Below are 25395 nucleotides of genomic sequence, written 5' to 3'. Positions count from 1 at the left end.
AATGGAAGTATCTTTTAAAAATTTCTAGTTTATGCTAACTAAATTGTAGAAAATGGAAAAAGAAAACAATATAAATGACAATGAGATTAAAAAATCTGAGCCTTCTTCCGTTGAGGAATCTCTAGCATTAGAAGCAGTAAAATCTGTAGAAACGATCGAAATTGAAAAAGCACCTGATGAAAATCAGGAATCTCAATTTTTATATATAAACGGACCACATAAGAATGTAGTTGCACTTAATCCAAAGTTTGAAAAAGGGAAGCTAATATCATTGGAAAATTTAACACCATTTGATGATAAAAATGAGGATGGTTCACTTAAAACGCCTACTATTGAAGATGCCAATAAAATCAAAAGAAGCCTTTATAAAGACTTCCTACAGAAGCCCTTCAAGAATATCCTTATACTTTCAGGAGCTGGTTCTTCGGTTGATGTTGGGCTGCCTTTAATGTCTGATTTATGGAAAACAGTTGAAACCGAAGTTGGAGAAGATATACTTCTACAAGTAAGGATGGAAGTAAAATACAATGGTACTAATGATACGAATCTTGAAGTCTTAATTTCTCGAATAGAAGGTGTAATTAAATTTAAGGAAGATTGTGAGGTAGGAGATCCTGTTCAAAAACTTTCAGTGATCTTAGAAGATATTTTGAAAATAATAAGAAGGGATACGAAAGTGGCTAGGCCTCAGGGGGATTTTCCACATGCTAATATCCTCAAAAAACTCCTTCAAAGAAAGCAGACGAATACAAGACTGAAAGTATTTACATTGAACTACGATTTATTATTCGAGCACGCCGCAAACGAAATAAATGCAGTTATTATAGATGGCTTTTCATTTTCTACGCCAAGGACGTTCAGTGGACGGTTTTTCGACTATGATATAGTACAAAGAGAAGGCAGCAAACTAAAAGACGAGGATAACTTCATATCACGCGTTTTTCATTTATATAAGCTTCATGGATCCCAGAATTGGAAGCGAAATGAGGCAGATAAGAGCATTGCTATCGATGAGAATACAGAAGCTCCCTTGATGATTTATCCCAGAGATGCAAAATACAGGGACTCATATGAGCAACCATTTTTTGAAATGATGGCAAGGTTTCAGCGAAATTTAAGGCAAGATAATGACACACTATTAATTTGCATTGGTTATAGCTTTGGTGATAATCACATTAATGCAGCAATAGAAGAAGCGATCAACCAAAACCCTGGCTTTAGATTAGCCGTGTTTGATCCCTATTTCAGCTTCACCCAATCTACAGCTTTTAAAAACATCATTACTGAAGCCCAACAATCTGATCGTATCATGATCGTATCCGAAACATTTACAGATTTAGCTATTCATTATCCAGAATTGAAAACCTATGATAATGAATTTATAAATAGACAAGTAAACCTTCTTAATCGTGACAGGTAAAATAAATCCATTTAAGCATGATTATTTCATAGGGTATATCAGTCAAGTACTACCACAATTTGTTAAAATACACTTTCCTTCATCGGTTTTATTAAATAGTTTTACGCATTATGGAGAAGAGTATAATGGTGGTCTAGTAGGGAGCTTTGTAGTAATAGAAGGGGATAGATACGGTTTCCTTGGAAGATTAGTGGAATTGTCATTACCTGAATCTGAGCGCCTATCCCTTAACGAGAAAGCCTTCCAAACAAATAATTTTCATCCATCAGGTAAAATTGAAATACTATTATCGTTCGATTTGTACAACCCATTTAATGTAAAGAAAGGTTTGTCTTCCTATCCAAATATTGGAGCGAAGGTCTACGTTAGCTCAGGGGAGTTAGTGCAGAAGTATATGGAGAGGTTTGGTGTGAAGCCAGAGGAGGAAGTGAATACGATAACAATCGGCAAGCTTGTCTCAGATGCTAATGCCGCCGTAAAGATTAATATGCAAGCTTTGTTTGGACGGCATTGTGCTATTGTTGGCACTACTGGTGGTGGTAAGAGCTTTACCGTAGCTAAATTAACGGAATCACTAATAGGATCGGGAAACAAAGTGATTTTAATAGATGCAACTGGCGAGTATGAAGGATTTGATGCTTTAAAAGAGACTTGTGTCTCAAAGTTAGTCGACAATAGTATCCTGCACTATACTAATCTTTCCATTGCTGATTTATTTGTAATGTTTAGGCCTTCAGGTCAGGTTCAACAACCCACTTTACTGGAAGCAATCAAATCGTTGAGACTCGTGAGTATACTAAAGAGAGATAAGGATAATTTTGATGTAACCGTCGATGGGAATACGGCTACATTTTCGTTTGAGGGTAAGGGAGGAAGCACATTACACCTAGAAGTAACAAACGGATGTTTAGTCAAGTTGGGCAAAACAACATCTGCATATAATAGGTTGTGTGCACTATATGCGAAAGAACTAGAAGATCCGTTTAGTATCGTTTTTGATATTTCAAAATTAACCACCCAATTAAATAATGAGTGTTTATATTTAAACGGAACATCTTGGGGGGCAAATATTAATCAAAGTATTCAAGGGAATATTTCGAGTTTAATACTTCGAATTCATAATACCTTAAATGACGATGACTTTAAATCATTATTTGGTTTTGATAACATTCCTAAAACAGACGTTAGTGATAAGATCAATTCTTTTATAAAAGATCAAAAAGAAAATAAAAAACTGCTTAGAATAGCGTTTGATAAAGTACCCTTCTCATTCCAGGTAAGAGAGATTATAGCCAATTCGATAGGTTCATTATTATTGAAAAAAGCAAGAGAAGGTGAGTTTAATTCAAAGAATAAAGCTGGGAATGCACCAATAGTATTGATTATTGACGAGGCTCATCAATTCCTTAATAAGTCAGTAAAAGACGAATACTTTGAAAACACTAAACTAGATTCATTCGATTCAATTGCCAAGGAATGCCGTAAGCACGGATTGTTTCTATGTATAGCCACCCAAATGCCAAGAGATATTCCCGCTGGTACTTTAAGCCAAATGGGAACGTTTATAGTGCATCGCTTAATTAACCACTTCGATAAGGAAGCAATTGCGAATGCATGCAGTTCTGCCAATAGAAACACATTAGATTTCTTGCCTATACTTGGTGAAGGGGAGGCTATACTAACTGGTGTAGATTTTGCCATGCCAATCATTATGAAAATGGACAAGCCGAAGAATGAACCGAATTCCCATACACCGAAATTAAATTAAATCATGTGAATATTGAAAGAAAGTTGAATGTAACAGGGAAATGCGAATAAGCTTTATAGGGAATGTGCTTTGGCAAAAATGGAAATTTTATATCATTCGGTTTTTTCCAAATGTTTATAAAGTGTTTTTTTTATCCTTAAGTTAAGACTTTTAAAAAGGGGTTTCCCCCTTAAATCATTCCCTCATCTGCGAATGAATAATAACGGTCAGGTGTTATGATAACATGATCTAATACCATAATATCTAAATAACTTCCTCCAGTTTTAATCTTCTTGGTTAATTCAATGTCCTGCGGACTTGGTTGCAAGTTTCCAGAAGGGTGATTATGACTTAAAATGATGGAACTTGCACAAGCTTTCAATGCGGTTGAAAAAATCAGTTTTGGATCTGCAACTGTTCCAGCAACTCCTCCTGATGAAACTTGAAATATTCCAATCACTTTATTTGCTCGATTCAATAATAAGATTTTAAACTGTTCCAGTAGTTCGATTTTATCTAAATCCCAATTATTGTATAGGATGTCATAGGCGTCTTTGGATGACGTTATCTTTGGTCGTTCAGACGCTTTAAATTTGGGTCTGTAGGATAAATTGATTTCTGATACCTGGTACAATGAAATCTGATCTTGTTGCGTAGCCATAATCTTAAATTTTAAAAGTTAATAAATTAATTATGGCACTTTACCTGCCTCTATTAGGCACTAAGGGCAAGGTGGAGATTTTAAAAATGCGGAGGCTCCCTCTTCGGGGATACCCATTTTTCAAATACACCTTGGCGTCAGCGAACCTATGTGAGGAATAGGAGGCTAAATTGTGGGATAATTGATGTGTTAATAATATAACTCTTTATAAACCGTGAACTACATTCAGGGGAACTAATTACTATATACGTAATGGGAATATCCACTCTCGCTAAGGAGAACGTACGGAGACTTATAGAATAAATGGAGTAATTAAAAACTGGTGTGCTTTTTTTAACCTAAGAAGGTTGATTACGCATCAACCCGAAGCGGAGAAAATGCGGGTGATTTATCCAAAGGTGGAAGGTTTTTCGCTTTCTAGTTGAAACTTAACTAATTGGAATAATAAGGTGCGATCTTAGTCCTCCATCCATCATCATAAAGTATAAAGTCAACTTTACGAGCTTCATTATTATTCAAATTCTCCTTGTATAACTTAGAGAAAGGGCTAATATTCTTAAAAGATACATTATATTCCACAACAGCCCGATTTCCTCCTTCTAACATTTGAATACCTGTTACTTGATCAATTACTTCATCCGCAATTTTAACACGTTGAATCCTATCCGCTTTATCTTCTTCAGTTTGATTTATTAAATAAGGCAGAGATTTCTCAGTAAAAATAATTAGTGGTTCACCTACTTCGATTAGCTTTTGAGTACGTTTCACTTTTAATAATCCATCATCTTCCAATCCTGCGTCAATCATCCTTTTGGCGTAAGTTGGGTCAGTAATAAAAATAGAATAGGTGCTAACTTTTGAGTTTCCCTGGTTTTCTTTGAGAATTTTTAGAGCCGTTTCTCTATTTAATTTTTCTTGTGAACCACAAGATGATAGAATCAGTACGGAAATAAATAATGCGATAATATTTTTCATAACAAGCGGTTTATGAGGCAATAAAAAAACAATATCTTTTAAATTTAACGAATCATTTTTAAATTGAGAAATTACTGAAAAAACAAATGAGCCCATTGGGCTCATTCATGATCAAACACTTAATTTCTTTTTTCTTGTTTGCTTCTTTTTGGGGCCGCTGTCATCAACATCTTGTTTTTGCTCTTTTTTAGCCGCAGTTTTTTGACCCGTAGATTGTTCGATAATTGAATTCTCTTTCTGAACAGTTTGTCGTTTAACCATATTCATTTTCGGATCGTACACATTGATGTTTTTATATTGCGGTACCGCCTCAATGAAATACTTTGATTGACTCCCGTCCCTTTCCATCGTAACCTGCTGGACGTTACCCTTCTTCAATGAACTAATAAGCATCAATTTTTGTTCCTCACTACCCATTTCTTTGATTGGAAAATTAGAAAGTGTCTTTTCCAAATCATAGCCATATTGCTCACTAAACTGTTTTAACTTATGATTCCCCTTATCATCTTTATTTTCAAAGTCAATCTTTAACCAAGCACTATAGGGGTTTCCATTCCTGTTAATCAGATTTCTAAAGACGGAACGTCCCTCCAATAAATTATAGGCTTCCTTTGCAGTTACCCCATTTCCCTTATTAATGTAAAAGGTTTGATTCTTATTTAGTTCTGACTTATCATTTTGTATCGCAGCGTCATAGCGGTTAAAAAAATACATATCAGTAGAGTCTGATTTTTTAAAATGGAGCGTATAATCCATCTTGTTGTTGAAATGAGGAATTTCCAGTTTGAGCTGAAACTCTTTCTGTTGATCGCTAATGTTTTTTTCCAAAGCTTCATTAAGCTTGTCTCCGAAACCAAAATACTTTAAATTGGATTGCAGAAATTCTAGATTTTGTGTGTTCATAAATTTTATAATTAATAGATTTTCATAAATTATTCTGAGGGCATTTTTGAACGAACTTAGTCCTTGGATATTCTTTGGTCTATTCCCATCTGAGTCCCTGTTGAAGCACCATAAAGCGGCTATAACATCAGAAACGGGTTTTCCTTGAGTATTGATCCACGTTTTCTTTACATGTGCTTCCTTCCGAAGAAAGTCTAAAAGCTCCCCTCTTTTCTCTGCTGATAATTCGGGAGAATTATTGGAAGGATTTCGCATTCTCAATATCGGATTGTTTCGCTTTTAAATACAGGTGCCTCCCTCCATTCTTTTCATAAACCTCAATGAAAAGTGCTTTATCCTTTGTAATCGGAAATTTGTCGAGTGCAAAAACGTATTGACCTGAGCTCTGGGCATCAACAGTTTTATCATGAGTACCATATGAATACGACGGATACAATTCCCATTCCTGGGTAACTGTGCGTTTCGCCGTTTTCAAATCCCTCACATAGAACCGAATAAAATCAATGTCGAAATTAATATTCGACTGATTATTTACCTTTAGTTTATAGAAAAGCGTATTTCCATAAACCCAAAACCTCCCTAATTGAGCGGATGCTTTTCCATTTTTATCTCGATCACTTGTTTCAAATTTTCCTATACCATACAGTTTCCTGCAAAGATTCTCAAGCGAATAGCGATCTTCATCTGAATTCGATTTATTCTGGTGCCCTGTTCTTTCAACTCCAGCTTCTATCGGAATAATTCGATCTTGTGCGTAAGTAATCGGCTGAATCATGTACAGCATTAGTATTGCTGTGAATTTTAATGTTTTCATCAGAATTTTAGTTTAAGTGGCTATGAACCTATTATGAGCAAATATCCATCTCGGGTGTGAATTATTTTGTAAACGCTTATAATGGTTTCATGATATATTCTATTTAAATTTTATTTTTTATCTCGAAGCAATAGTTGGTAACCTGCTTTCACTTTAACCCGAACTTGTTTAACCTTTTTTCTAAAGAGGCCTTTCGTTGCATGAATACCAGCATCAGCCACCTGTGCAGAAAGCGAAGGATCTAAAGACATCATTCGAATACTTTGTATAGCATCGTTTATGCCTTCTTTTGATGCATCACGAGCTATTGCACCTGGAATGTATAAGCCTGCAAGCCCATCCAGATCATAAGCCGATAAAGAAACTGGAAATATGGAGTTTTGATACCGAAGTGAAGCAATCTCGATCTTTAACCGTTCATCATCAATCGCCGCCACACCATAAATAAAGCTATTTTTGGGGATCAGTGCTTCATTGACCTGGATACTGTCTAACAACCGTAGTTTAATCACAGATCCTGAAACAATATCCTGATCTTCATGGATGGTCGCCTGAATGGCATTTGATCGATAACTTTCAACATCATCAACATTCGGATCATGAACGGCAAAAACACCGCCCTCTGTGTTGATACCCTTTTCTTGAACAGAAGCCTTTTCGAAATCTGGATATTGAATCTTGATAATTTTATCCAATACCGCATTCAACTGTTCCATTTCTTTATCCTCGCCCCCATCCACTTGAAAAGACAACATTAATTTTTCAAGCCGATCCACATCTTCACTCATCTTAGAGGAAATTTCATAGGCATTAGTCGCTACTGGTGCGTAGGCATTTGATGGAAGTACTGAGCTATTGATTTGTGCATCAATTTCCGCAAGTTTTTCATTGATCTTTTCTTCATTGGAGTTAAGCAATGTTTCATTGGAATTGGGAAACGCCAACGAATTGAAAATGTCGCCGCCAGAATCATTGGTTAGGACATTGGTTTTTTCAGAGGCTTCATAGATACTTAGTTTATCCTGTTTTTCTGACTTGTCAAACTTTGCAGCAGGCAAATCCATATTAAAGCCTGTCTGATTCTCGGGAATCGAGGTGGGCATGGTGTTTTTGCCCCCTCCCAAAGACCAAAATGCCAAAGTAACAAATGGTAAAATGAGCAAGGGTAACACCATTAAAAATTTTCTTTTTTGGAGCGTTTCCGCTGATTGTTTTTTCATGATAATAAATTTAAAAGGTGAAAGAATCTGTTATAAGAGAGAATTAAAGATCAGGTAAAGACTTAGGGCACTAAAAAACACACTAACGATGAATAATAAAATCTGCTTCTGGGACTTGGTGTAATGCGCTGTTTTTACATTTAAAAAGTCCGCTATACTAATCTGAAATTTAATTATTTGATCGGCAATTTTTCTAGCAGCAACGTCCTGATCGACTTTTTTCAGCGGTGCTTTTTTCTTATTAAAAAACATATTAGTTAGATTCTATTGTCATATTATGGTTGCTTATGGTCTGCCACCGCTCAATCAAAAAGCCATGAGGATTATTGTCTGATCGACTTACATTTCGCAGATACCCTTCAGTTATCAGCATTCTGGTTGTGGCAGAGGTAGAGCGAATCAATTCCTGTGTAGCATAACATCGAAAAAAATAAGGGTATTGATCTAAATCGAGTTGAATGCTATCCACGTTGATCTTCTGGCTAATGTTCGCAGAAATCAGTTGGGAATAGTATCCTTTTTCCTTTAGGTTATCGTATTGAGACTTTGCGGAACCATCAGCCAAATAAAGTGCTTTGCTTACGTTGGTTTTAATAACTTGATCATCTGGATCCAGGGAGAAAAAATGTTGATGGAACATTTTTACATGATCCTTCGCTTCAACGGGAATATTTTCTTTTCTGCCAGCCGAAAAAGCTTCTAAGGCTTTTCCGTTAGCCAAAATGTAGATCCGATTTTGGGCAACTTGCACCGCTTGATAACTTTTCACCAATGAAAAGCTGGAAATGAATATACAGGCTATTATTAAGACCGCACTAAAAACCTTTATATGCTTAAATGCTGTATCGATGTTTTTTAATTGCTGAAACATATGCGTAATTGTTAAATTGTTAATTTCCCGTGGGTTTATCCTGCTGAAACTTGGATTCACCTCCTTGATCATTTCCGAAATAACCAGAATTCTGACCATAGCCAGCCATCCCTTGAGACATTTGTCCACGTTGATTTCCTAAGGAATCGGCCATCATCCCACCAGCTGCTACACCTGAAGCCACCACAGTAGTACCGGAACTAATGACCATGGAATTCACTTTCTGAAGGAGGCCATTTCCTCCACCTGCATGCACCACATAATTTGCAACACTGGGAACAGTAAAGTATCCTACAATCCCAATCAGCATGAATATGAGGTAAGCCGTATCGGTGGAACTAAAAAAAGTATCTCCTGATAGTCCAACTTGGCTAATATCCAGCTGCAACATGTTTTCTTGAATCTTCCCTAAAATGGAACCGAAAATATTGGCGATTGGCAGCCATAGAAAAACATTGATATACCTGGCCAGCCACACCGTTAAGGTGTGTTGAAAACCGTCAAAAACAGCAAAACCAAATACTAAGGGACCAAGAATCGCCAACACGATTAAATAGAACGTTCGGATTGTATTGATGCATAATGCAGCTGACTCATAAATGACTTGAAGTACTTCGCTCATCCATTGCTTGATTGAATTCCGAAAACTATAGGATTGTTTATCCATCCAGAATTTCATGTCGTTACCAATGCTTTCCATTATACTTTCTCCACTACCATCATTACTCTCAGGATGTGTGTATTTATACCATTTATCCCGATCACCTTGTCCATCAATACCAACGTACATTTCCCATGTATCAGACTCCTTTATTGCTTTTTCCTTCTGAGCGAGTAAAACGGCAATAGCCCTATCTGAATCTTTAACCATTCCAGACGTGGCTCCTACAATGGGTTGCAGAATTCCGTTCATTAGAGAGAGGACAGCGGGAAAAAGCAAAATAGCCAGCCCCAAACCAAACGGACGAAGTAATGGATAAAAATCTATGGGTTCTGCCGCAGCAATTTGTCGCCACACTCGTGATGCGATATACCACAAGGCCGCAAATCCTGCTATTCCCCTAGCAACGCCAATAAGTTTACTTGCCAACGGAATCATTTCATCATAAACTTGATCCAATACACTTTGAAGTCCATTTATATCACCTGCTAAACCTTGAGAAAATGAACGTTCAGGCAAGGAAATTCCTATCAGGACCACCAAGGCTATTAATAATTTTGAAATTTTCATTGGAATAAATTGTTTAAAAGTGGCAATGAAGCTATCATGAGTGGTTATTCTTTTTCAGTTTGTGAGTTTTTCGAACTCATGATGGTTTCATCAGAATATATTTTGTTTTTTATAGGCGATGAAGCTACCATGAGCACTATATTCATCGCTTTGTGTGAGTTTATATTAAGCTCATGATGGTTTCATAGCTGTCAATTAAGATTTAGTTGATAGAGTTTTTGAGACGATTCAAGGTTTCGGAATTCTTTACTCCGTTGCAACGCTAAAATTTTAGCGTTTTTATTGAACATTCGAAGAAACTGGAGTTTGTCTTCTGTTTCTGCAAAAATCCTGTCGATCGCATGCAATCGTTCATCATCACTCATGCTTAATTTTGAGGACGTTATCACTGTCGCCAATTCGTCAAGGCTCTTTACACTCTGATTGAACAAATTACTATAGACGTTTCCCATATATTCAATTTCACCTTCGTTGAAGAATCCACTTAACTTGAAATTTTTATAAGCATTTTTGTACTCTCGAATAATGTATTTCTGATACTGAATGATGTCGGGAACTCTCTTATAATTTTTTATTGCAGGACTTACAGAAAGCAGTCCCTCAATAAAGGCATCGTGGAGATTAAAATTCCCTTCCGATATATCCTTAATGGCTGTATAGCCGTTACTCACCACCTGATACCCTTTTTTCATGTCGGTTAGGATATTTTTTAGCTGGGTAAGCTTTTCATAATTCAACATTAACTGCTGAATTTCCTTAGATTGCGCCTTTACCGAAAGGTTTGTTCCAATTATTAAGATTGATAGCCAAATACACTTCATAATCGCTAGTTTGGGGTTTAGTGATTTTTTCGCATTCTTTGAATGCTTCGTTTTTCTAATTCGATCTGCTTTTCCAATACCTTGACCTGGTTAATGAAGACTTGCGTAAACTGGTATTTATCCTTCATGCTGTGATGAATCCTTTCTAAGCGTTTTAGCCGTTCATCATCTGACATCTCTAGTTCTCCAGATGAGATCAGCAGGAGAAGTTCCTCCAAATCAACTTCACATTCTTTTACTATTTTGTCTTTCACATTTTCAAAATAGTCTTTGCGTTGGTCATGTAGAGTCATTTTTGAAAGCGAGGAAAATTGCTTCTTAATCTCCACTTGCCAACCTAGGATATCATCAACATTTCCATTATTTGCAATGAGGGGACTAACTACCTTGAGCGAACTAAAAAAAGCATCGTGAAGACTGAACTCGCCATTTGCAAAAGACTCAATAGAATGAATTCCTTTGGAGGCAATGACATAACCGTCTTTCAGATAACCTGCATAGACTTTTAGAGCAACAATTTGTTGTAAAAGGTATTTTTCTTGGGTTTTCTTTTGTCTGAAAAATTCATTCCATGTTTGGGCTTGGCTGCTAATCGAGAGGGCTAAGAACAGGATGCAAATCAATATTTTCATGTCAATCTGCTTCTAATCCATATAAGCGTTGAACTGCTGCAACTTCTTCCTTACTTTTGGAACGTTGTAGACTCATCACGATACTCTGGTTATTAAACTGCTTAAGGTCGTTGTAATTGACATCAATCTTGTCTGCTGCATCATTGATAAGTTCCAATCGCTTGGCATCAGTCATCTGCGTTTTGAAAGAATTCACCACCAGCAGAATTTGATCCATATTGTTTACGCTCTCTTTTAAAATGCCCATATATACTTGATGCATATAATCTAGTTCCTCGATTGTGAAATTTTTGTCTTGTTGTGCGAGACTCCAGGCTTTTTTATATTCATCCACCAGGAAAACTTGTTTGGTCGTGACGTCTTTAATTCGTTGATAGTAGGAAATCGCGGCTTTAACTTTCCATAGATCAGCATAGTATTTACCGTATAATTCCTTTTGACGCTCTGTCCAATCCGCTATCTCGGTCAGTTTTAATTTGGATAACTGATTTTCCATCACTTTTTGGGCATTTTGCAACCAAATAGTTTCGTTCTGCATCCGCTGAATTTTAAGATCGACTGCTTTAATCACCTTTTTTACTCCTGCCTTGATCACTTCTACTATCGCCAATTGTGCGTTGACCTGCTTCATGGGCAAGGCGACCATCAGCACAATCATACTCGCAGGCATATAAATCATTAATTTCTTCATGTCTCATTAATTAGGGTTCACTATTCTGTTTTTAACTCCTTTGCCAGCATTTCAATTCCTTTTTCAGTGCTTCCAAATCTTCTCGAATACTCCTGTACTTTAAGCTTTTCGCTTTCTTCAGTAGTATAGGCCAAGTATTCTTCGGGGCTAACCTCTGTCCTGTACACTTTGCTTAACTGACCACCCAAGCTGATGAAGACCTCCTTGTATTTCAGTTTAGGATCATTGGCTTTATTCACCGATAGCACTTGAACCTTTTCCTTTTCCGTTAAGCCCAATAGATCCTGAATGATGTCAAACTTGTTTTGATACTTGGATTGATCCATTAGGATTTTACAATCTGAATTATTGATAATCGTATCTTTTAAGACAGTTGAACTGATAACATCATCCAGGTCTTGGGTAACAATAACAGCCTCCCCAAAAAACTTACGAACCGTTCTGAATAGGTATTTTATGTATTCTGCCATTCCCTCCTTAGCGATTGCTTTCCAGGCTTCTTCAATCAGGATCATCTTCCTGATGCCTTTCAATTTCCGCATCTTGCTAAGGAAGGTTTCCATGATGATGAGCGTGACGACTGGAAAAAGAATGGGATGATCCTTGATGTTATCTAATTCGAAAACAATAAACCGTTCGCTTAAAAGCTCTAAGTTTTCAGTAGCGTTTAATAGGTAGCCAAACTCACCGTCTTGATAAAATGGTTTCAGAACATACAGTAGGTTATCCAGGTCGAAATGTGTCCTTTTTACGTTGTCCTCATTAATCTGCTTCGCAAAATCAGACTTCAAGTAATCGTAAAAGGTGTTGAAGCAAGGAAATAGGTTGGGAGATTTCGACAATTTCTGATAATAGCCATGCAATGCATTTGATACTGCCACATACTCTAGCCGATTTAGCTTTTCATCTTCTTTCTTCCAAAGTGCTAGGATGAGGCTTTTTAAGCTTTCCTTCTTTTCCGTATCGAGTTTATAACCTTTACTGATGTAAAAAGGGTTGAATTTGATCGGGTTGGATTCTTCATAGGTGAAGTAATAACCGCCGACCAAATCACATAAACCCTTATAACTATGCCCGACATCAATCAGCAGAACGTGCGTGCCTTGTTCATAGTAGCTTCTTACCATGTGGTTAGTAAAAAATGATTTCCCTGAACCTGAGGGGCCGATAATAAACTTATTCCGGTTGTTGCAAATCCCTTTTTTCATGGGTTCATCAGAAATGTCTACATGCACTGGTTTACCTGTTAAACGGTCGCCTAATCGAATCCCTATTGGGCTTAAAGATGTTCGGTAATTGGTTTCTAAGTTCAAGAAACAACAGGCTTGCTCCAGAAAAGTATCAAAGGTATCATTCATCGGAAAGTCGGCTTCATTCCCAGGTATACCCGCCCACCATATTTGAGGGGCACCGTCCGTTTCCTGTTTGGGTGTTGCATCCATTTGTGCCATGGCGGAGGAAACATGAGTTCGCACAGTATTTTTTTTTTCATCTGGATCGTCACACCATGCTAATACATTGAAATGCGACTTTACCGGCAATCGTTGTTGGCTTATTGCTTCATTCAAGAATTCCTGTGTCGCATCACGAGCAATCGAGTTATCTCTTGAGTAAGCGGATAAGGATTGAAGTCGCAAGCGTTTACCTTCCAATTGCTTCAGGGTTTTCTCTGAGTCTTCAATGAAAATGTATTGATTAAAAATGTGGTTACAATTCAGCAATTGCCCGAGAGGAGAAGCGAATCCGATACTGCATTTTGTTCGATCCGTACTGTACATATCGTAATTGATGCGTGATCCACATAAGGAAGGTAGGTGCTCAACATCTGATAAACTAAAGAGTTGCACATGGCTATTACCTACCTTGATTTCATCTTTTAAATGGATATCCTTTATAGAAGCCTTCTCTGTTTCATTTAGCAGAAAACAGTACCGTTCAATCAAGCCAACTTTTGTTTCATCACCTGCCAATTGATCGTTGGTGAGACGATTTAATTGGACAAATCCACTGTCAAGCATGATCCGTTCAAACTGGTGTGCTTTGTCTAAAAAACCATTGATAATTCCTGCATTTAAGGTCTCATTAGGAACAATCGATCGCCGAAATAATCCAGAAAGTGCAGAATTTGCCGAACGTCTCTGCTTAGGTTTCTTGGATAAAAAAACATAACATTTATGGTTCATGAAGGGACGTTCATTAAAGAACCGTTCACTACTTTCAGAGAGAAAGCTCTGGGAGGGCAATGCTGACGTTTCGGTGTTTTCAAAAAATGGTTGATAGGTGTCTTTGATAAACCAGTCCTGTTTATGAAAGCAACTATGCTTAGGAAGAACCCGAATTGCCTTTACCCATGCCTGATGAAAAGTCTCATACTCATGATTGGATAATGAGAAAATCTCAGGGAGTATCACCTCGTAGGCCACGGTTATATCTCCGAATACAGAGATTATCGCATTGTTCTCCACTTTATAGATCGGAAATATATTTTCAATATCAATCGGCTTAGCCATACTTCCTCCTATTCTTTTGAATCACCTTAGGATCCAGATTAGTGAAAAATCTTCGGGATTTAAATCGGATAAATTCCGGAATATACTTTCTAGCCAGCCGCTTCAACAATCCATGTTCCCCATACTGGTGACTCAATCGATATACCGTCGCAAACAACCCAAAACCGAACCCACCTACCAGAAAGATGCAGACAAATAGATTGATACCTATAATATACAAGGATGCAAACAGGATGAGCAGTGCGACCAGACCAATCGCCAAATACGTAATGTACTGGGCTTTTAATCCCCGAAATTCGATGGGTTTATTAATCCCTTTGTTTATTCTATAAATTGTTGCCATAACTAGATTCCGAAAAAGGATTGCAAAACAGTAGCTACTACCACTAAAAAAACACAGCTTCCAAACCAAGCGGCTGCAACCTTTCCGGTATCATGATCACCACCGTTCCATTTTTGGTATACCTTAATCGCACCCACTAATCCAGAGACAGCACCAATGGCGTACATTAAGTCGGTGCCCGTAGTGAAATATCCTTTCACTTTGTTCGTTGCTTCGTTAATTCCAGCATTACCATCCTGTGCGAATAGACTTCCGGCGATTAGAACCAACGCTATGGTTACAATAATTATATTGACCTTATTGCCAATAAGTTTGAGTGAATTTGAGTTCGCTTTCATAAAAAATGTGATTAATGGGTTTCATCGATTAATTGATTGGGTTCCCTTGAAGAGAATTCAAGTTCTTCGGCATTGAAACTATGCTCATGCTGATCTTGTGCGATTGTTCCAAGCACTTCCTTTTTTTGCGAATGGGATTCGTGAAAAGGTTTCCCATTTTTAATGCGATGTAGGATGGCGAATAACTCTACCCTGAAATAGAGTAAAATAACCGCAGTGTAATAAGCGGAGGTCAAGATTGCTATGGCTTGCAAGTATTGCTGCCATGAAATGGATGTAAACATAATCCTTCAGTTTATCGAACAGCACCATTGCTGAACTGGAGGCAAATGTGGGGGAAGATTTTGTCAGGAGTTCACACCTTTAGGGTGAGGTGTGTGTTTTATTACTAAGTTCAAACACAAAATAGCTTGAAAACTAACTCGAAAAGCAACTTATATCAAAAACAATCAATGTATTCGAGCATATACATACTCATTCATTGATTGTTCTTAAATAATTATAATCAAATAGAAAATGTGCAAATTCATTGAATCAGATAGTGTGATATCTACAGTGTAATTGTCCGATCAATATTTATTTGTTCCAAAAAATATTCATCATGCGAAACAACAATTAATGTTCCTTGATAAGCATTAATTGCAGATGTCAAAATTTCTATATTCTGAATATCCAGGTTATTCGTCGGTTCGTCTAAAATAATAATATCGGGGGATTGATTGTTTATGGTTAAGCAACATAGCATTAAACGCATTCTCTCTCCACCACTTAAGGTACCACATACTTTGTTCCAGTCTTCTTTTGCAAACAGAAAACGATTAAGCCTGATTTTAATTTCATGCTCTAACAGAGCTGAGAGATTAAATGACTGAGCTTGTTCGTAAACATTCAGTTGATTATCGATCAAAGAATAATCCTGATCAATATAAACCGATTTATTCTCCGTTCGATAGATCGTTCCACTTAGTGGTTTCAAATCACCTAAGATAACTCTTATTAGAGTCGTTTTTCCTGATCCATTTTTTCCTGTTAATGCAACTCGTTCTCCACTTGTAAGTTGTAAACTTAATTTATCATTCCAAAGAGGTTGTTTATCATAAGTCACAATGAGATTATCAGCTTTAAACAGAACTTTACCTTTATGCAATGGGGAGTTATCAAAACCAAACTTCATTTTATCAATATCAGCCAAATTAGATCGTAGACCATGCAATTCCTGCGAAATTCCATCGATTTTTTCATGGTGAATACTTTTGATTCTTGATGTGCTATTTTCGGCATTATTCCGCAAGGTGTTCATCATTATTCGCGCGACACCAGCTTTTTCTTGTTTCCCTTTTCCACGAATGTTTAATTTCTGTTGTTGCTCCAATGTTTTTCGTTCCTTTTCTTTTGCTTTTCTGAAGGCTTTTTCTTTGCTGTGTATGTCCTGGCTCAAGGCAGTACTTTCTATTTTCTTTTGCTCTGTATAAAACTCATAATTACCGCCATAAATTTTAATTCCTTGTTTACTCAATTCATAAACGGTGCTCAGAATATTTAATAGTTTTCTATCGTGACTCACTACAATTAATGTACTTTTTGTTGCTTTAATAAAGTTATACAATAGTTCTCTGCCTGAAACATCCAAATGATTACTAGGCTCATCCATTAAGATCAATTCAGGCTGGTGAAGGGAAATACCTGCAAGAAAAACTTTTGCTTTTTGTCCTCCACTTAAAGTTCCCATCCGTTCCGTCAACTTTAAATCATATAACTGCCAATGTTGCAAACTTTCATGACAACGCTCTTCGATTGTCCAATTATCGTCAAGTAAAGTATAATTTTCTTCGGTAGCGTTACCATCTAATATCTCGGTTAATGCATCGAGTTTATCGTCAACCCCAAGTGCCTGGGCAATGGTCAAATGATTGTATTGTCCAAAAACTTGGGGAATATAGTAAGGTTTAGTATCTACATTTAATTGTCCATCAGAAATTGGTAGTTCGTTGGCAATAATTTTTAATAGAATGGATTTTCCTATACCATTGTTTCCGATTAAAGCTACTTTTTGGTGATTATTAAGAATGAGATTTAAATTGTCAAACAATAAATCTTTATTGGGATGTGTATATGAAATGTTTTGTATAATAAGCATGTTCTTTTCTTTAAGATTATTGAAAATCGCAAACCGAATGGTTCAGAGTCTTTAATTTGTCTAAAAGAAATTAAATCACATGTTATACAGTTGTTTGATGGTGGTTACAAATATACAAATAGTTTTTATTTTCAACCTTTATGCTCTCTTTTAATAAACAAGGAATTTGCATATTAATAGTGTAGAAATAATGAATGTTTCATAGACATAATAATAGAACCCGTTAAGGTCCAGTTCTCGTTTCACAAAAATCAGTCAAAATTGGCCAACCTTATGAAAAATGAATCTTCTTCAGCTCAGGCTGCTTTAACTCGTTTTTACTATCCATCTTTCTAATCAAGCCAGCTTTTAGTTTATCCAAAAAAACAGTCCTTTCCTTTTTTCGATTCGAAATATCAGTGAACTTATGATAATAATATTTCAGGTCTACCTGAAATATTGTTTGAAAATATAGAATCACCGTTTTGATCTTCACATTTCCATTGTTAAAAGTCCCACTCTCAACCAATGCATATAGAAGTTCTACCAAATCAGATTGGTTACCAGTCCAAACGATAGGCGTATCTGTGAGAGAGCAGTCTTGATTAATCTCTTTGCATTTCTTAATCAGAAACTCTTGGTACTGCTCATTGGCCAAAACTTTTGAAATTTTATAATCGTGGCTGGTAGAAAAGCTTTCGTCACCCTGAAAGTCTTCCAACTCTGAATAATCATTAAAGTCTCCTCTCGTAAAATAGAATGTATCAAACTGAGTAGCACCAGAACGATAATATTGATAAAACACCTGATTCCTGTCAAAATAATGTTTTAGTTCAGCCAACTGTGAAGTAATGAAGCTTTTCAATACTTTATTGCTTCCGAGCGGTTTACTGATATGGTAATTATAACGGTAAATATAATAGATATACTTGCTATAGAAGACAGGCTTAATGGTCTTAAAAAACTCAACCTCTTCTTTCATTGATTCAAAAAAATAACTGGACAGGTACCGTTTGAGAATAGTTAACGATTTCTTACATAAAAAAATAGCCTCTTTTAATTTTTCACTTTCAGAAACAGGTTTTACTGTAACGGCATACAATTCTGTTTCAAGTGCGTACGATAAACGATCAGAAAATTGCTTCATGGTAACATCATTTAGAAAATGCCAGTCGCTAGGCAGCGGCATAGGTGTTAGAAAATAATACCAAACAAAGTTGCTAAAAGAAATCTTCTTGAAAAATACTTTTTAAGTAGGATTCATGTACCTAAAAAGGAGTATCTTTTTCAAAAATGAGGTGTTTTAATGTTTAAATAAGCCTTTGTTCCAATTTATGGATCAGTTCTACCCGATTACAAGAGCCCGTTTTCTCGTAAATATTGCTGACATGTTTTTTGACAGTTGATTCCGTAATAAAGAGTTTATCGGCAATCGTTTGATATTTATTCCCCTCCCGAAGCAAGTGAACAATCTCAATCTCACGAGTTGTCAGATTATAATTTAAGCTATTTTCTTCAAACACTGATGCTTTATCCCCATACATCGACAATTCCAGCAGCAATTGATATTCACTTCGGGCGGTTGTAACCGACTTGTTTAAGAACATAAACGTAATGATAATTAAACCACTATTTGAACATAAGACTTCGACACGTTGCCCAAGGTCAAAATAAGCTATCGCTGGCATCGCTGCCCATGGAAGAACTGCTCCATAGACTGCAATAACTTCGACGAAAGAATCCTCATTCCAGTCATTGTACTTTATCCTTATCCCTCGCAAAATTTCCCAAAGGATGACAATCGAGTAGAAGAAGGGAATGACCACTCCATTTCGCACAACATAATCTAGGTTATGATTAAAGGAGTAAACAATGACAAAAAAGATCAAAAATGGCAATAAGAAGAATAACAATACGCCATAGATCGCATGAAACCTAAGAGTTTCTAGTTCAAATCCTTTATAGAAATAATACGGAAAATAGGATGCCATTAAGAATCCGCTACCATATGCAATGCTATTCTGGGTGACGATTGGTATATTGATGTTCGGATCAGGGAACAATCCGCCTGTAATGTTATAAACGATTAAAATCAGCAATAAAATTAAATAGTATAGCCGCTGTTTCTCTTGAGGTCGTGACAAGTAATAAATAAGCTGATAAAAAAACATTATTAACTCGATAACCACGAAAATGAATGTTTCAAGAAGCATTTCTGTATCAAATATTTCCATACCGTACTGTATTGATTATTCCCTTTTCAAGAAATAAAGTTTATATGCTAATTCTAATTCGTTATAAATATCAAATCCAAACTTCTTATACCACGGGATATTAGCGAGTGTAGAAGTTTCAAGGTATACGGGTCTTTGGTGTTTTTCGCTTTCTTTGATCAGTTCATTCATTAATTGAGAGCCTATACCATTGCCTTGAAAATCTGGATGTACGCCAATAAACCAGATATAATACATGGGTATTTGTGGTTGAATCTTTTTTATACTAGACTCCCTTTTAATTGCTTTCGCAATGTTAGAAACACCAATACAATTATAAATCAGTTTGAAATCTAATAGAATAGAGGAGAAATTGGATTTCTTCTGTTCAGGGTAAAGAACCAGCGCAGCAGCCGTTCGATCATCAGATATATATACCTCTCCAAATTGATGACATATTTCAAAAGAATAATCCATTAAATAGCGGATGCGATCCAATTTTCTTGGACCTTCCTTTGCCATGAAATTGACACTTTTATTATTCTTGAAAGACTCTGATAAGATATTTACAACCAGATTTTTATCGGCATAGTTTGCTTTTGTCATATGTTTTCCTGTTGATCGGTGTTGAAAGAATCAAAAAGCATTCCATCAAATAACGCAACTATCTAAGAAACAATTAATTGAATTTCAAAAATCCTTTCTGAGTGCTTGAATCGAGGTTTATATTTGCATATTTCTCATTTTAGGAATTTTGTTTGATCCAGCAGAATTCTCGGATTTGTCTACAAATTGTGAATTTAAACCAAGCTCAAAAGCAATTAATTCTTGGATATCTTGTTTAATTTGGAAGTAATTCATTTCGATCATTTCCGAATCAATGCTTCGGATTTTAGGAATGGGGTGATAACCTCTTTCCTCCTTTTTTAAAGCAACATGATCATTTTGGATCTTGTTGTGAAAAATCTTCAGGTTTATTTCTTCTTGAGGATCATCTGCCACCATCCCTACAAATTCTCCCGACGATAAAGTAGCGATTTTCGATGCAGGTACAGCATAATCCAATTGCATTGATTTACTCAATGAAGTATCAGAACTATTAATTGAAACGCTTTTCCTTTGCTGTTGAATTTTTCCAAATCGCTCTGACAAGTGCTTTGCTGTGTCACCAGTAACTTGTCCAGAGATTACATTTCCAACAATGTTGAAAATCACTTCGGCTTGCTCTCTTCCATAATCTTTTTTCAACTGGCTATAATCCTGAACTCCAATAGTTGTCGCCACCTGATTGGAACGTGCCGTAGCGATCAAACTGTCCATATTATTAAAATAGATCGTTGGAAATTCATCAAAAATTAAACTGGATTTTTGCTTCCCCTTTTGGTTAACTAATTTGATCATTCTTGATATATAGAGGCTTAATACCGCTCCATACACTTGTTGCTTTTGAGGATTATTGCCCACGCAAATCACTTTTGGATCAAGTGGATTATTCAGATCTAAGGAAAAATCATTCCCCGATAAAACATAATAAAGAGCGGGCGAAGACAACCCGGCCATACTGATTTTGGCGCTTGCGACTTGACCTTCCAATTGGTCAAAAGCTTCATTCTTCCATGCCGAAATAAAAGGATTGATCAAGACTTCAATTTCTGGTTCACGATTAAGGACGGCAAAGAGGTATTTATATTCCACTTGCATCAGTTCAATCACATGCGGCAAGGTGCAATAAACGCCATCTCTGAATTTTCTTAAGTACCAGATAATAGCAGTCAAAAAATTGATAGGCGATTCCACAAAGAAATCACCCTGTTTTTTGATCCATTCCCGATTGAGTCCTAACATGATCGTTCTTGCAGCTTCTGTAGCGTCAGTAAGGTCACTCATTTCTTTTGGATCAAGTGGATTACAACGATGTGAATGCGACAGCTTCTCAAAGTTTATAACATAAAATTTTGCTGGGTTTTTATCCCTCAAAAGAGTATTATAGGCAATACGGGTCAAATCATCATATTTAAAATCATAAATAAACATGGAGAACCCTTTCTTAATGTGTTGGGTGATGATATGACGAATGGCAAAATATGATTTTCCAGAGCCTGGAGTTCCCAAAATCAATAATCCACGGAAGGGATTGATGATATTGATCCAGCTTGGTCGATAACTCCCATTCAGGACATAACGTGCTGGAAGATTTATTGAATAAGGGTTTTCTATCTTTCGCTGCTCCTGGGGAAAGGTTTCATTGTCTTTATTAAAGATATCACTTGTTAAATTTAATCGAAGAAATCTGGATAACCGCGTTCCACTGGTTAATATTAGCAGGTAGCCAACCGAACAGGAACTGATGTAAAGTAACACCAAAGTACTTAATTTCAGTTCTAAACGAAAACAGTAAACACTTCCATAATAAAGTACTATTCCGATAAGGATGCCTATTGTCCAAGTTTTCAGGTTGGTCAGTTCGTCCTTACGACCTTTAGCCCCCATCAACGAAATGAACAAGAGCAAAAAAGCGACGGACTTGCTTAATAATCCGGAATCAAAAACTCCAATCAATGAGATTTTTGAAAGAATTCTATCGGTTATTTCCGAGTGAAATCCTGCTGCTTCAAAAACAAAATAACAGGATAAATAGAAATGTAGCATGAGGATCGCTATGGATAACAATCTTGTATAATCTAAAATTTTCCTTAAGCCTTGTTCATTTTCTCCAGTTCCCATGTTCTTCCGTATTAATTGGTGATTTTTTTACGTTTCTTCTTACGTTTATTTCTAAACATACCTTCTGGCAATGCTTCTTCATGAGGATCGGTTCGCATCAAATCATCTAGTAGGCTATTTGAATTGTTAAAAGCACTAACCAGATTTCTAGAGAAAGATGGGGATTGTGGGAAATGAGCACTAGTTTCTTTCGATGGGTCACGCTGTCTTTGAGTTGTTTCAACGTGCAAAAACCCTTGGCTTAAGGCATTCGCACTATATGCTTTTCCCAAATCACTACCATTGAAAACTGTTTTTGAGTTGTGATCAATATAAGTGACACCATACAATCGTCCTTGTTCGTTTCTACGAAATACCACATCAATGCCTTTTGAAGATAAAGCCTGTTGAAATCCTGCTGAACTTGCTTTTGCTTTCAACACATGATCGATTGAATTTTTCAACTGCTCTTTATGCGGCTTTCTCAGCTCCCTATTAGATTCAAACTTGGGTTCTAGTTTCTTTAAGGTAGGCGAGCCATAGATACTACTCGCTTTAATTGGAACTCCAACCTTTACCCCTTTCTTGTCCAGCGCCCAATACAAAAGACCATTTTTGGCATACATCGTTGACCTTTTATGGCCGCGATCAGCCTGAACGTTATATTTGGATAATACAGCATTAAGCTCAGGTATACTTGTATACTTATAAGAATCAACTATCCCACGGACCACATTAGAAACCGCCCTTTTGGTATCATCCTTTCCGTAATTGACTTTAGTTAAGATTATTGATTCCTGTTTTTTAAGTTCCTTGTGATCCGCACGAACCAACCCATATTTGATCTCGATATTTTTTCTAGCTTCTTCCGACTTGGTTCTACCCAAATTATGAAGGCTGATTCGTTCCCCTGTAGGTTTGATATTCGTCGTGACAATATGAATATGAGGATGTCCTGCATCCTTATGCAAATAGACCAAGTAAGGCTGATTGCCAAAATCAATCTGATCCAGGTATTGATTGGCAATTTGTATCAACTTCGCTTCGTGTATTTTCTCACCGACCGCAAAGTTCAACGAGATATGTACCGCATTCGTTTTCGTTCGTTCATTGCGTATGGTGAGATCATTAAAACGTTGAACCTTATCGTAGAAATTCAACTGTTGGATGTCCTTGTGAAAACCGCTCTGCCAAATCAATTCAGCTTTCCCCTGTTCTACTTTTTTCTCATTGTAATTCAATACGCCATTTATATTTTTTCCGCTGATAATTTTTGCGACCATAGCTCAGAGTAGTTGTTCAATTTGTCTTTAATCTGTTTCATCGAAGGCTCCAGTTGATCCCTCAGAACGACGAGCATTTCCTGCCACAATTCTGCATCGGGCATTCCCATTACACTATTGAGTTTATAGACCGCCTGATTGAAGTTATTCCCTATATAATTCAGTTCCTTCCGAAGCAAAATCAATTCTTCCAAAACCTCATCCATTGACCGATCGCGATACGTAATGGTAACTGGTTTTTGAAGCAACACGTTACGATTATATTCACTCATTTTCCGAAACCTAGTTTTTCGAAATCTTTTCTCTATGATCTCATACTCATCAGGTTTAAACCGAAGTGTTATTCGTCTAGTTCTGTTCTCCATCATTTTGCTGTTTTCAGCTCTTAAAAATCCGACTTCGAAGGATTTTATAAAAGTAACTGACTTTGGAAGGCTGCTTTAAATTTCCGTTTGTCTGACAAACGTACATCTTGCTATTACCTTAGACGGTAATTAATCGCGTTCTCGAAGTCCTCCTTTAAGTCCATTATTTGTGATTGTGTTAATTCGATTTATATTTTGTTTTTGATTGTCAAATGAATAAGTTTTGTATGCGGATCAGGGTGAACTTTACATCTTGCCAGGTAAGACCTTTCATCAGTATCAGTCCCTGTTCTTGCGTACATGTTGCTAAATGACCAGTTAGAATTTTAGGCACGGGCCTTATAATAGTTTTAGTCCAGCAACTTTTTATTAATCCTTTAAACAATCTATTATGCATTGCAAAACCTTTGTTGGTATTGATGTATCAAAGTCAACTTTTGATGCTTTCATTCATGGTACCGATCATCACAAACAGTTCCCTAACCTTGAAAGAGGATTCGAGTCTCTCTGTAAATGGATAGGGCTTTTACAGCCCGGCACTGAGCTTAAAGATGTCCATGTAAGCTTTGAACATACCGGACTTTATTCACTACCGTTGGCCATCTACCTGGAGGGTCGACAAATCGCTTTTTCCATGATCAACGCCTTGCAGATCAAAAGATCTTCAGGCTTGGTTCGGGGCAAGAATGACAAGATCGATGCGAAACGTATTGCTGAATATGCTTACCTGCATCGTGAGAAAATGCCTCTTACCAAAATGCCATCCCGGCAGATGATACAATTACAGCCGCTATTGGCTTTACGAGATCGCCTCGTTCGTCAGAGGGCCGGTATGGAAGCCACCCGGCATGAACAGGCCCGCTTTCTATCTAAAACCCACGCGATGGATATGTCAGATATTTATGACCATGTGATCGATACATTAAAAGAACAAATTCAGCGTGTTGACGCTGCCATGAAGCTTATCATTGAACTCGACCCTGAGCTAAAACTAACCTTTGACCTGATCACCGGTATTAAAGGTGTTGGAAAAACAGTCGCTATTTACCTTATTGTCTATACCCATAACTTCACCCGGTTTGCTACATGGCGTAAATTTGCTTGTTATGCGGGTGTTGCTCCCTTTGAAAACCAGTCAGGCACTACGTATCTAGGCAAAACAAAAGTTAGTTCACTTGCCAATAAGCAGATCAAAAAAATGCTTCATCTGGCGGCATTGAGCGCTTCGAGAACTGATGCGGAATTACATGCATACTTTGTCAAACGTGTTCAGGGCGGGAAAAGCAAGATGGCAACATTAAACATTATACGCAATAAGATCCTTTCCAGGGTATTTGCCGTTGCCATGCGTAAAAGCCCATACGTAGACATCGCTAAATATGCAGCATAGCTAAAGGGCTTAAAATGCTTTTTTAACGCTGCCTTGAAAATCAGCGTAGGCATTTCTTTTGCTCTATTGTTGTGGTTTTTAAAGCAATTTCCAAACATTTTAAAAAATTTTATCTTTTTGTTGATAAAGTCTTAGAATACTGATTGCA

At 36.8% G+C, this 25395-nt stretch carries 24 protein-coding genes; 3 read left to right on the top strand and 21 right to left on the bottom strand.

The features are described from left to right. Nucleotides 1-52: 52 nt before the first annotated feature. Complete coding sequence (locus VL047_RS09205; protein ID WP_325359902.1) at nt 53-1420, top strand: SIR2 family protein; 1368 nt, start codon at nt 53-55, stop codon at nt 1418-1420. Then, a complete protein-coding gene (locus tag VL047_RS09200) occupies nt 1410-3188 on the top strand; it encodes an ATP-binding protein (RefSeq protein ID WP_325359901.1) in 1779 nt (592 codons plus the stop codon). Before VL047_RS09205 ends, VL047_RS09200 begins: the two co-directional genes overlap by 11 nt. A gap of 169 nt (nt 3189-3357) precedes the next feature. Here the strand turns inward: VL047_RS09200 and VL047_RS09195 are convergent, their stop codons facing one another. From VL047_RS09195 to VL047_RS09095, 21 genes are all read right to left on the bottom strand, one after another. Further along, complete coding sequence (locus tag VL047_RS09195) at nt 3358-3828, bottom strand: JAB domain-containing protein (RefSeq protein ID WP_325359900.1); 471 nt, start codon at nt 3826-3828, stop codon at nt 3358-3360. Nucleotides 3829-4260: 432 nt separating this feature from the next. Beyond that, entirely contained in the window at nt 4261-4803 is a 543-nt protein-coding gene (locus VL047_RS09190) for a hypothetical protein (RefSeq protein WP_325359899.1), read from the bottom strand. Between the two features lie 111 nt (nt 4804-4914). Further along, nucleotides 4915-5961 carry a hypothetical protein gene (locus VL047_RS09185; RefSeq protein WP_325359897.1) on the bottom strand — a complete coding sequence of 349 codons (1047 nt, stop codon included), beginning with the start codon at nt 5959-5961 and terminating at the stop codon, nt 4915-4917. After that, the gene (locus tag VL047_RS09180; RefSeq protein ID WP_325359896.1) at nt 5942-6520 is read right to left on the bottom strand and encodes a DUF4138 domain-containing protein; all 579 of its coding nucleotides are present in this window, start codon (nt 6518-6520) and stop codon (nt 5942-5944) included. The genes VL047_RS09185 and VL047_RS09180 overlap by 20 nt, the downstream gene beginning before the upstream one ends. A gap of 110 nt (nt 6521-6630) precedes the next feature. Next, nucleotides 6631-7740, bottom strand: a complete 1110-nt coding sequence (gene traM, locus VL047_RS09175; protein ID WP_325359895.1) for a conjugative transposon protein TraM — start codon at nt 7738-7740, stop codon at nt 6631-6633. Between the two features lie 253 nt (nt 7741-7993). Further along, complete coding sequence (gene traK, locus VL047_RS09170; RefSeq protein ID WP_325359894.1) at nt 7994-8611, bottom strand: conjugative transposon protein TraK; 618 nt, start codon at nt 8609-8611, stop codon at nt 7994-7996. A 19-nt stretch (nt 8612-8630) separates the two neighbouring features. After that, entirely contained in the window at nt 8631-9842 is a 1212-nt protein-coding gene (gene traJ / locus VL047_RS09165; protein ID WP_325359892.1) for a conjugative transposon protein TraJ, read from the bottom strand. Between the two features lie 191 nt (nt 9843-10033). After that, a complete protein-coding gene (locus VL047_RS09160) occupies nt 10034-10663 on the bottom strand; it encodes a TerB family tellurite resistance protein (RefSeq protein WP_325359890.1) in 630 nt (209 codons plus the stop codon). A 17-nt stretch (nt 10664-10680) separates the two neighbouring features. Then, the gene (locus VL047_RS09155; RefSeq protein ID WP_325359889.1) at nt 10681-11286 is read right to left on the bottom strand and encodes a hypothetical protein; all 606 of its coding nucleotides are present in this window, start codon (nt 11284-11286) and stop codon (nt 10681-10683) included. Between the two features lie 10 nt (nt 11287-11296). Then, nucleotides 11297-11986 carry a conjugal transfer protein TraI gene (locus VL047_RS09150; RefSeq protein WP_325359888.1) on the bottom strand — a complete coding sequence of 230 codons (690 nt, stop codon included), beginning with the start codon at nt 11984-11986 and terminating at the stop codon, nt 11297-11299. Between the two features lie 20 nt (nt 11987-12006). Next, nucleotides 12007-14496: a TraG family conjugative transposon ATPase gene (locus VL047_RS09145; protein WP_325359886.1), complete on the bottom strand. Its 2490-nt coding sequence runs from the start codon at nt 14494-14496 to the stop codon at nt 12007-12009. After that, nucleotides 14489-14839, bottom strand: a complete 351-nt coding sequence (locus tag VL047_RS09140) for a DUF4133 domain-containing protein (RefSeq protein ID WP_325359885.1) — start codon at nt 14837-14839, stop codon at nt 14489-14491. The genes VL047_RS09145 and VL047_RS09140 overlap by 8 nt, the downstream gene beginning before the upstream one ends. 2 nt (nt 14840-14841) lie before the next feature. After that, nucleotides 14842-15177 carry a DUF4134 domain-containing protein gene (locus tag VL047_RS09135; protein ID WP_325359883.1) on the bottom strand — a complete coding sequence of 112 codons (336 nt, stop codon included), beginning with the start codon at nt 15175-15177 and terminating at the stop codon, nt 14842-14844. An 11-nt stretch (nt 15178-15188) separates the two neighbouring features. Then, nucleotides 15189-15461: a hypothetical protein gene (locus tag VL047_RS09130; RefSeq protein ID WP_325359882.1), complete on the bottom strand. Its 273-nt coding sequence runs from the start codon at nt 15459-15461 to the stop codon at nt 15189-15191. Between the two features lie 266 nt (nt 15462-15727). Then, nucleotides 15728-17314: an ABC-F family ATP-binding cassette domain-containing protein gene (locus tag VL047_RS09125; RefSeq protein ID WP_325359880.1), complete on the bottom strand. Its 1587-nt coding sequence runs from the start codon at nt 17312-17314 to the stop codon at nt 15728-15730. A gap of 271 nt (nt 17315-17585) precedes the next feature. After that, nucleotides 17586-18440, bottom strand: coding sequence for an RteC domain-containing protein (locus VL047_RS09120; RefSeq protein WP_325359879.1), 855 nt, complete (start codon nt 18438-18440; stop codon nt 17586-17588). Between the two features lie 163 nt (nt 18441-18603). Further along, nucleotides 18604-19527 carry a helix-turn-helix transcriptional regulator gene (locus VL047_RS09115; RefSeq protein ID WP_325359878.1) on the bottom strand — a complete coding sequence of 308 codons (924 nt, stop codon included), beginning with the start codon at nt 19525-19527 and terminating at the stop codon, nt 18604-18606. Between the two features lie 15 nt (nt 19528-19542). After that, on the bottom strand, nt 19543-20112 hold the full coding sequence (locus VL047_RS09110; RefSeq protein ID WP_325359876.1) for a GNAT family N-acetyltransferase: 570 nt from the start codon (nt 20110-20112) through the stop codon (nt 19543-19545). Between the two features lie 117 nt (nt 20113-20229). Continuing rightward, nucleotides 20230-22230: a conjugal transfer protein MobC gene (gene mobC, locus VL047_RS09105; RefSeq protein WP_325359875.1), complete on the bottom strand. Its 2001-nt coding sequence runs from the start codon at nt 22228-22230 to the stop codon at nt 20230-20232. A gap of 11 nt (nt 22231-22241) precedes the next feature. After that, entirely contained in the window at nt 22242-23492 is a 1251-nt protein-coding gene (locus VL047_RS09100; protein WP_325359873.1) for a relaxase/mobilization nuclease domain-containing protein, read from the bottom strand. Then, entirely contained in the window at nt 23459-23860 is a 402-nt protein-coding gene (locus VL047_RS09095; protein WP_325359871.1) for a plasmid mobilization protein, read from the bottom strand. Before VL047_RS09095 ends, VL047_RS09100 begins: the two co-directional genes overlap by 34 nt. A gap of 388 nt (nt 23861-24248) precedes the next feature. On the opposite strand from VL047_RS09095, the gene VL047_RS09090 reads away from it, so the two are divergent. After that, a complete protein-coding gene (locus tag VL047_RS09090) occupies nt 24249-25247 on the top strand; it encodes an IS110 family transposase (protein WP_325359869.1) in 999 nt (332 codons plus the stop codon). Nucleotides 25248-25395: the final 148 nt, after the last annotated feature.

The sequence above is a fragment of the Albibacterium sp. genome, from assembly GCF_035514885.1.
GTDB lineage: Bacteria > Bacteroidota > Bacteroidia > Sphingobacteriales > Sphingobacteriaceae > Albibacterium.
Note: the sequence above shows the minus strand (reverse complement) of the source record. Positions and strands in the feature narration are given on the sequence as shown.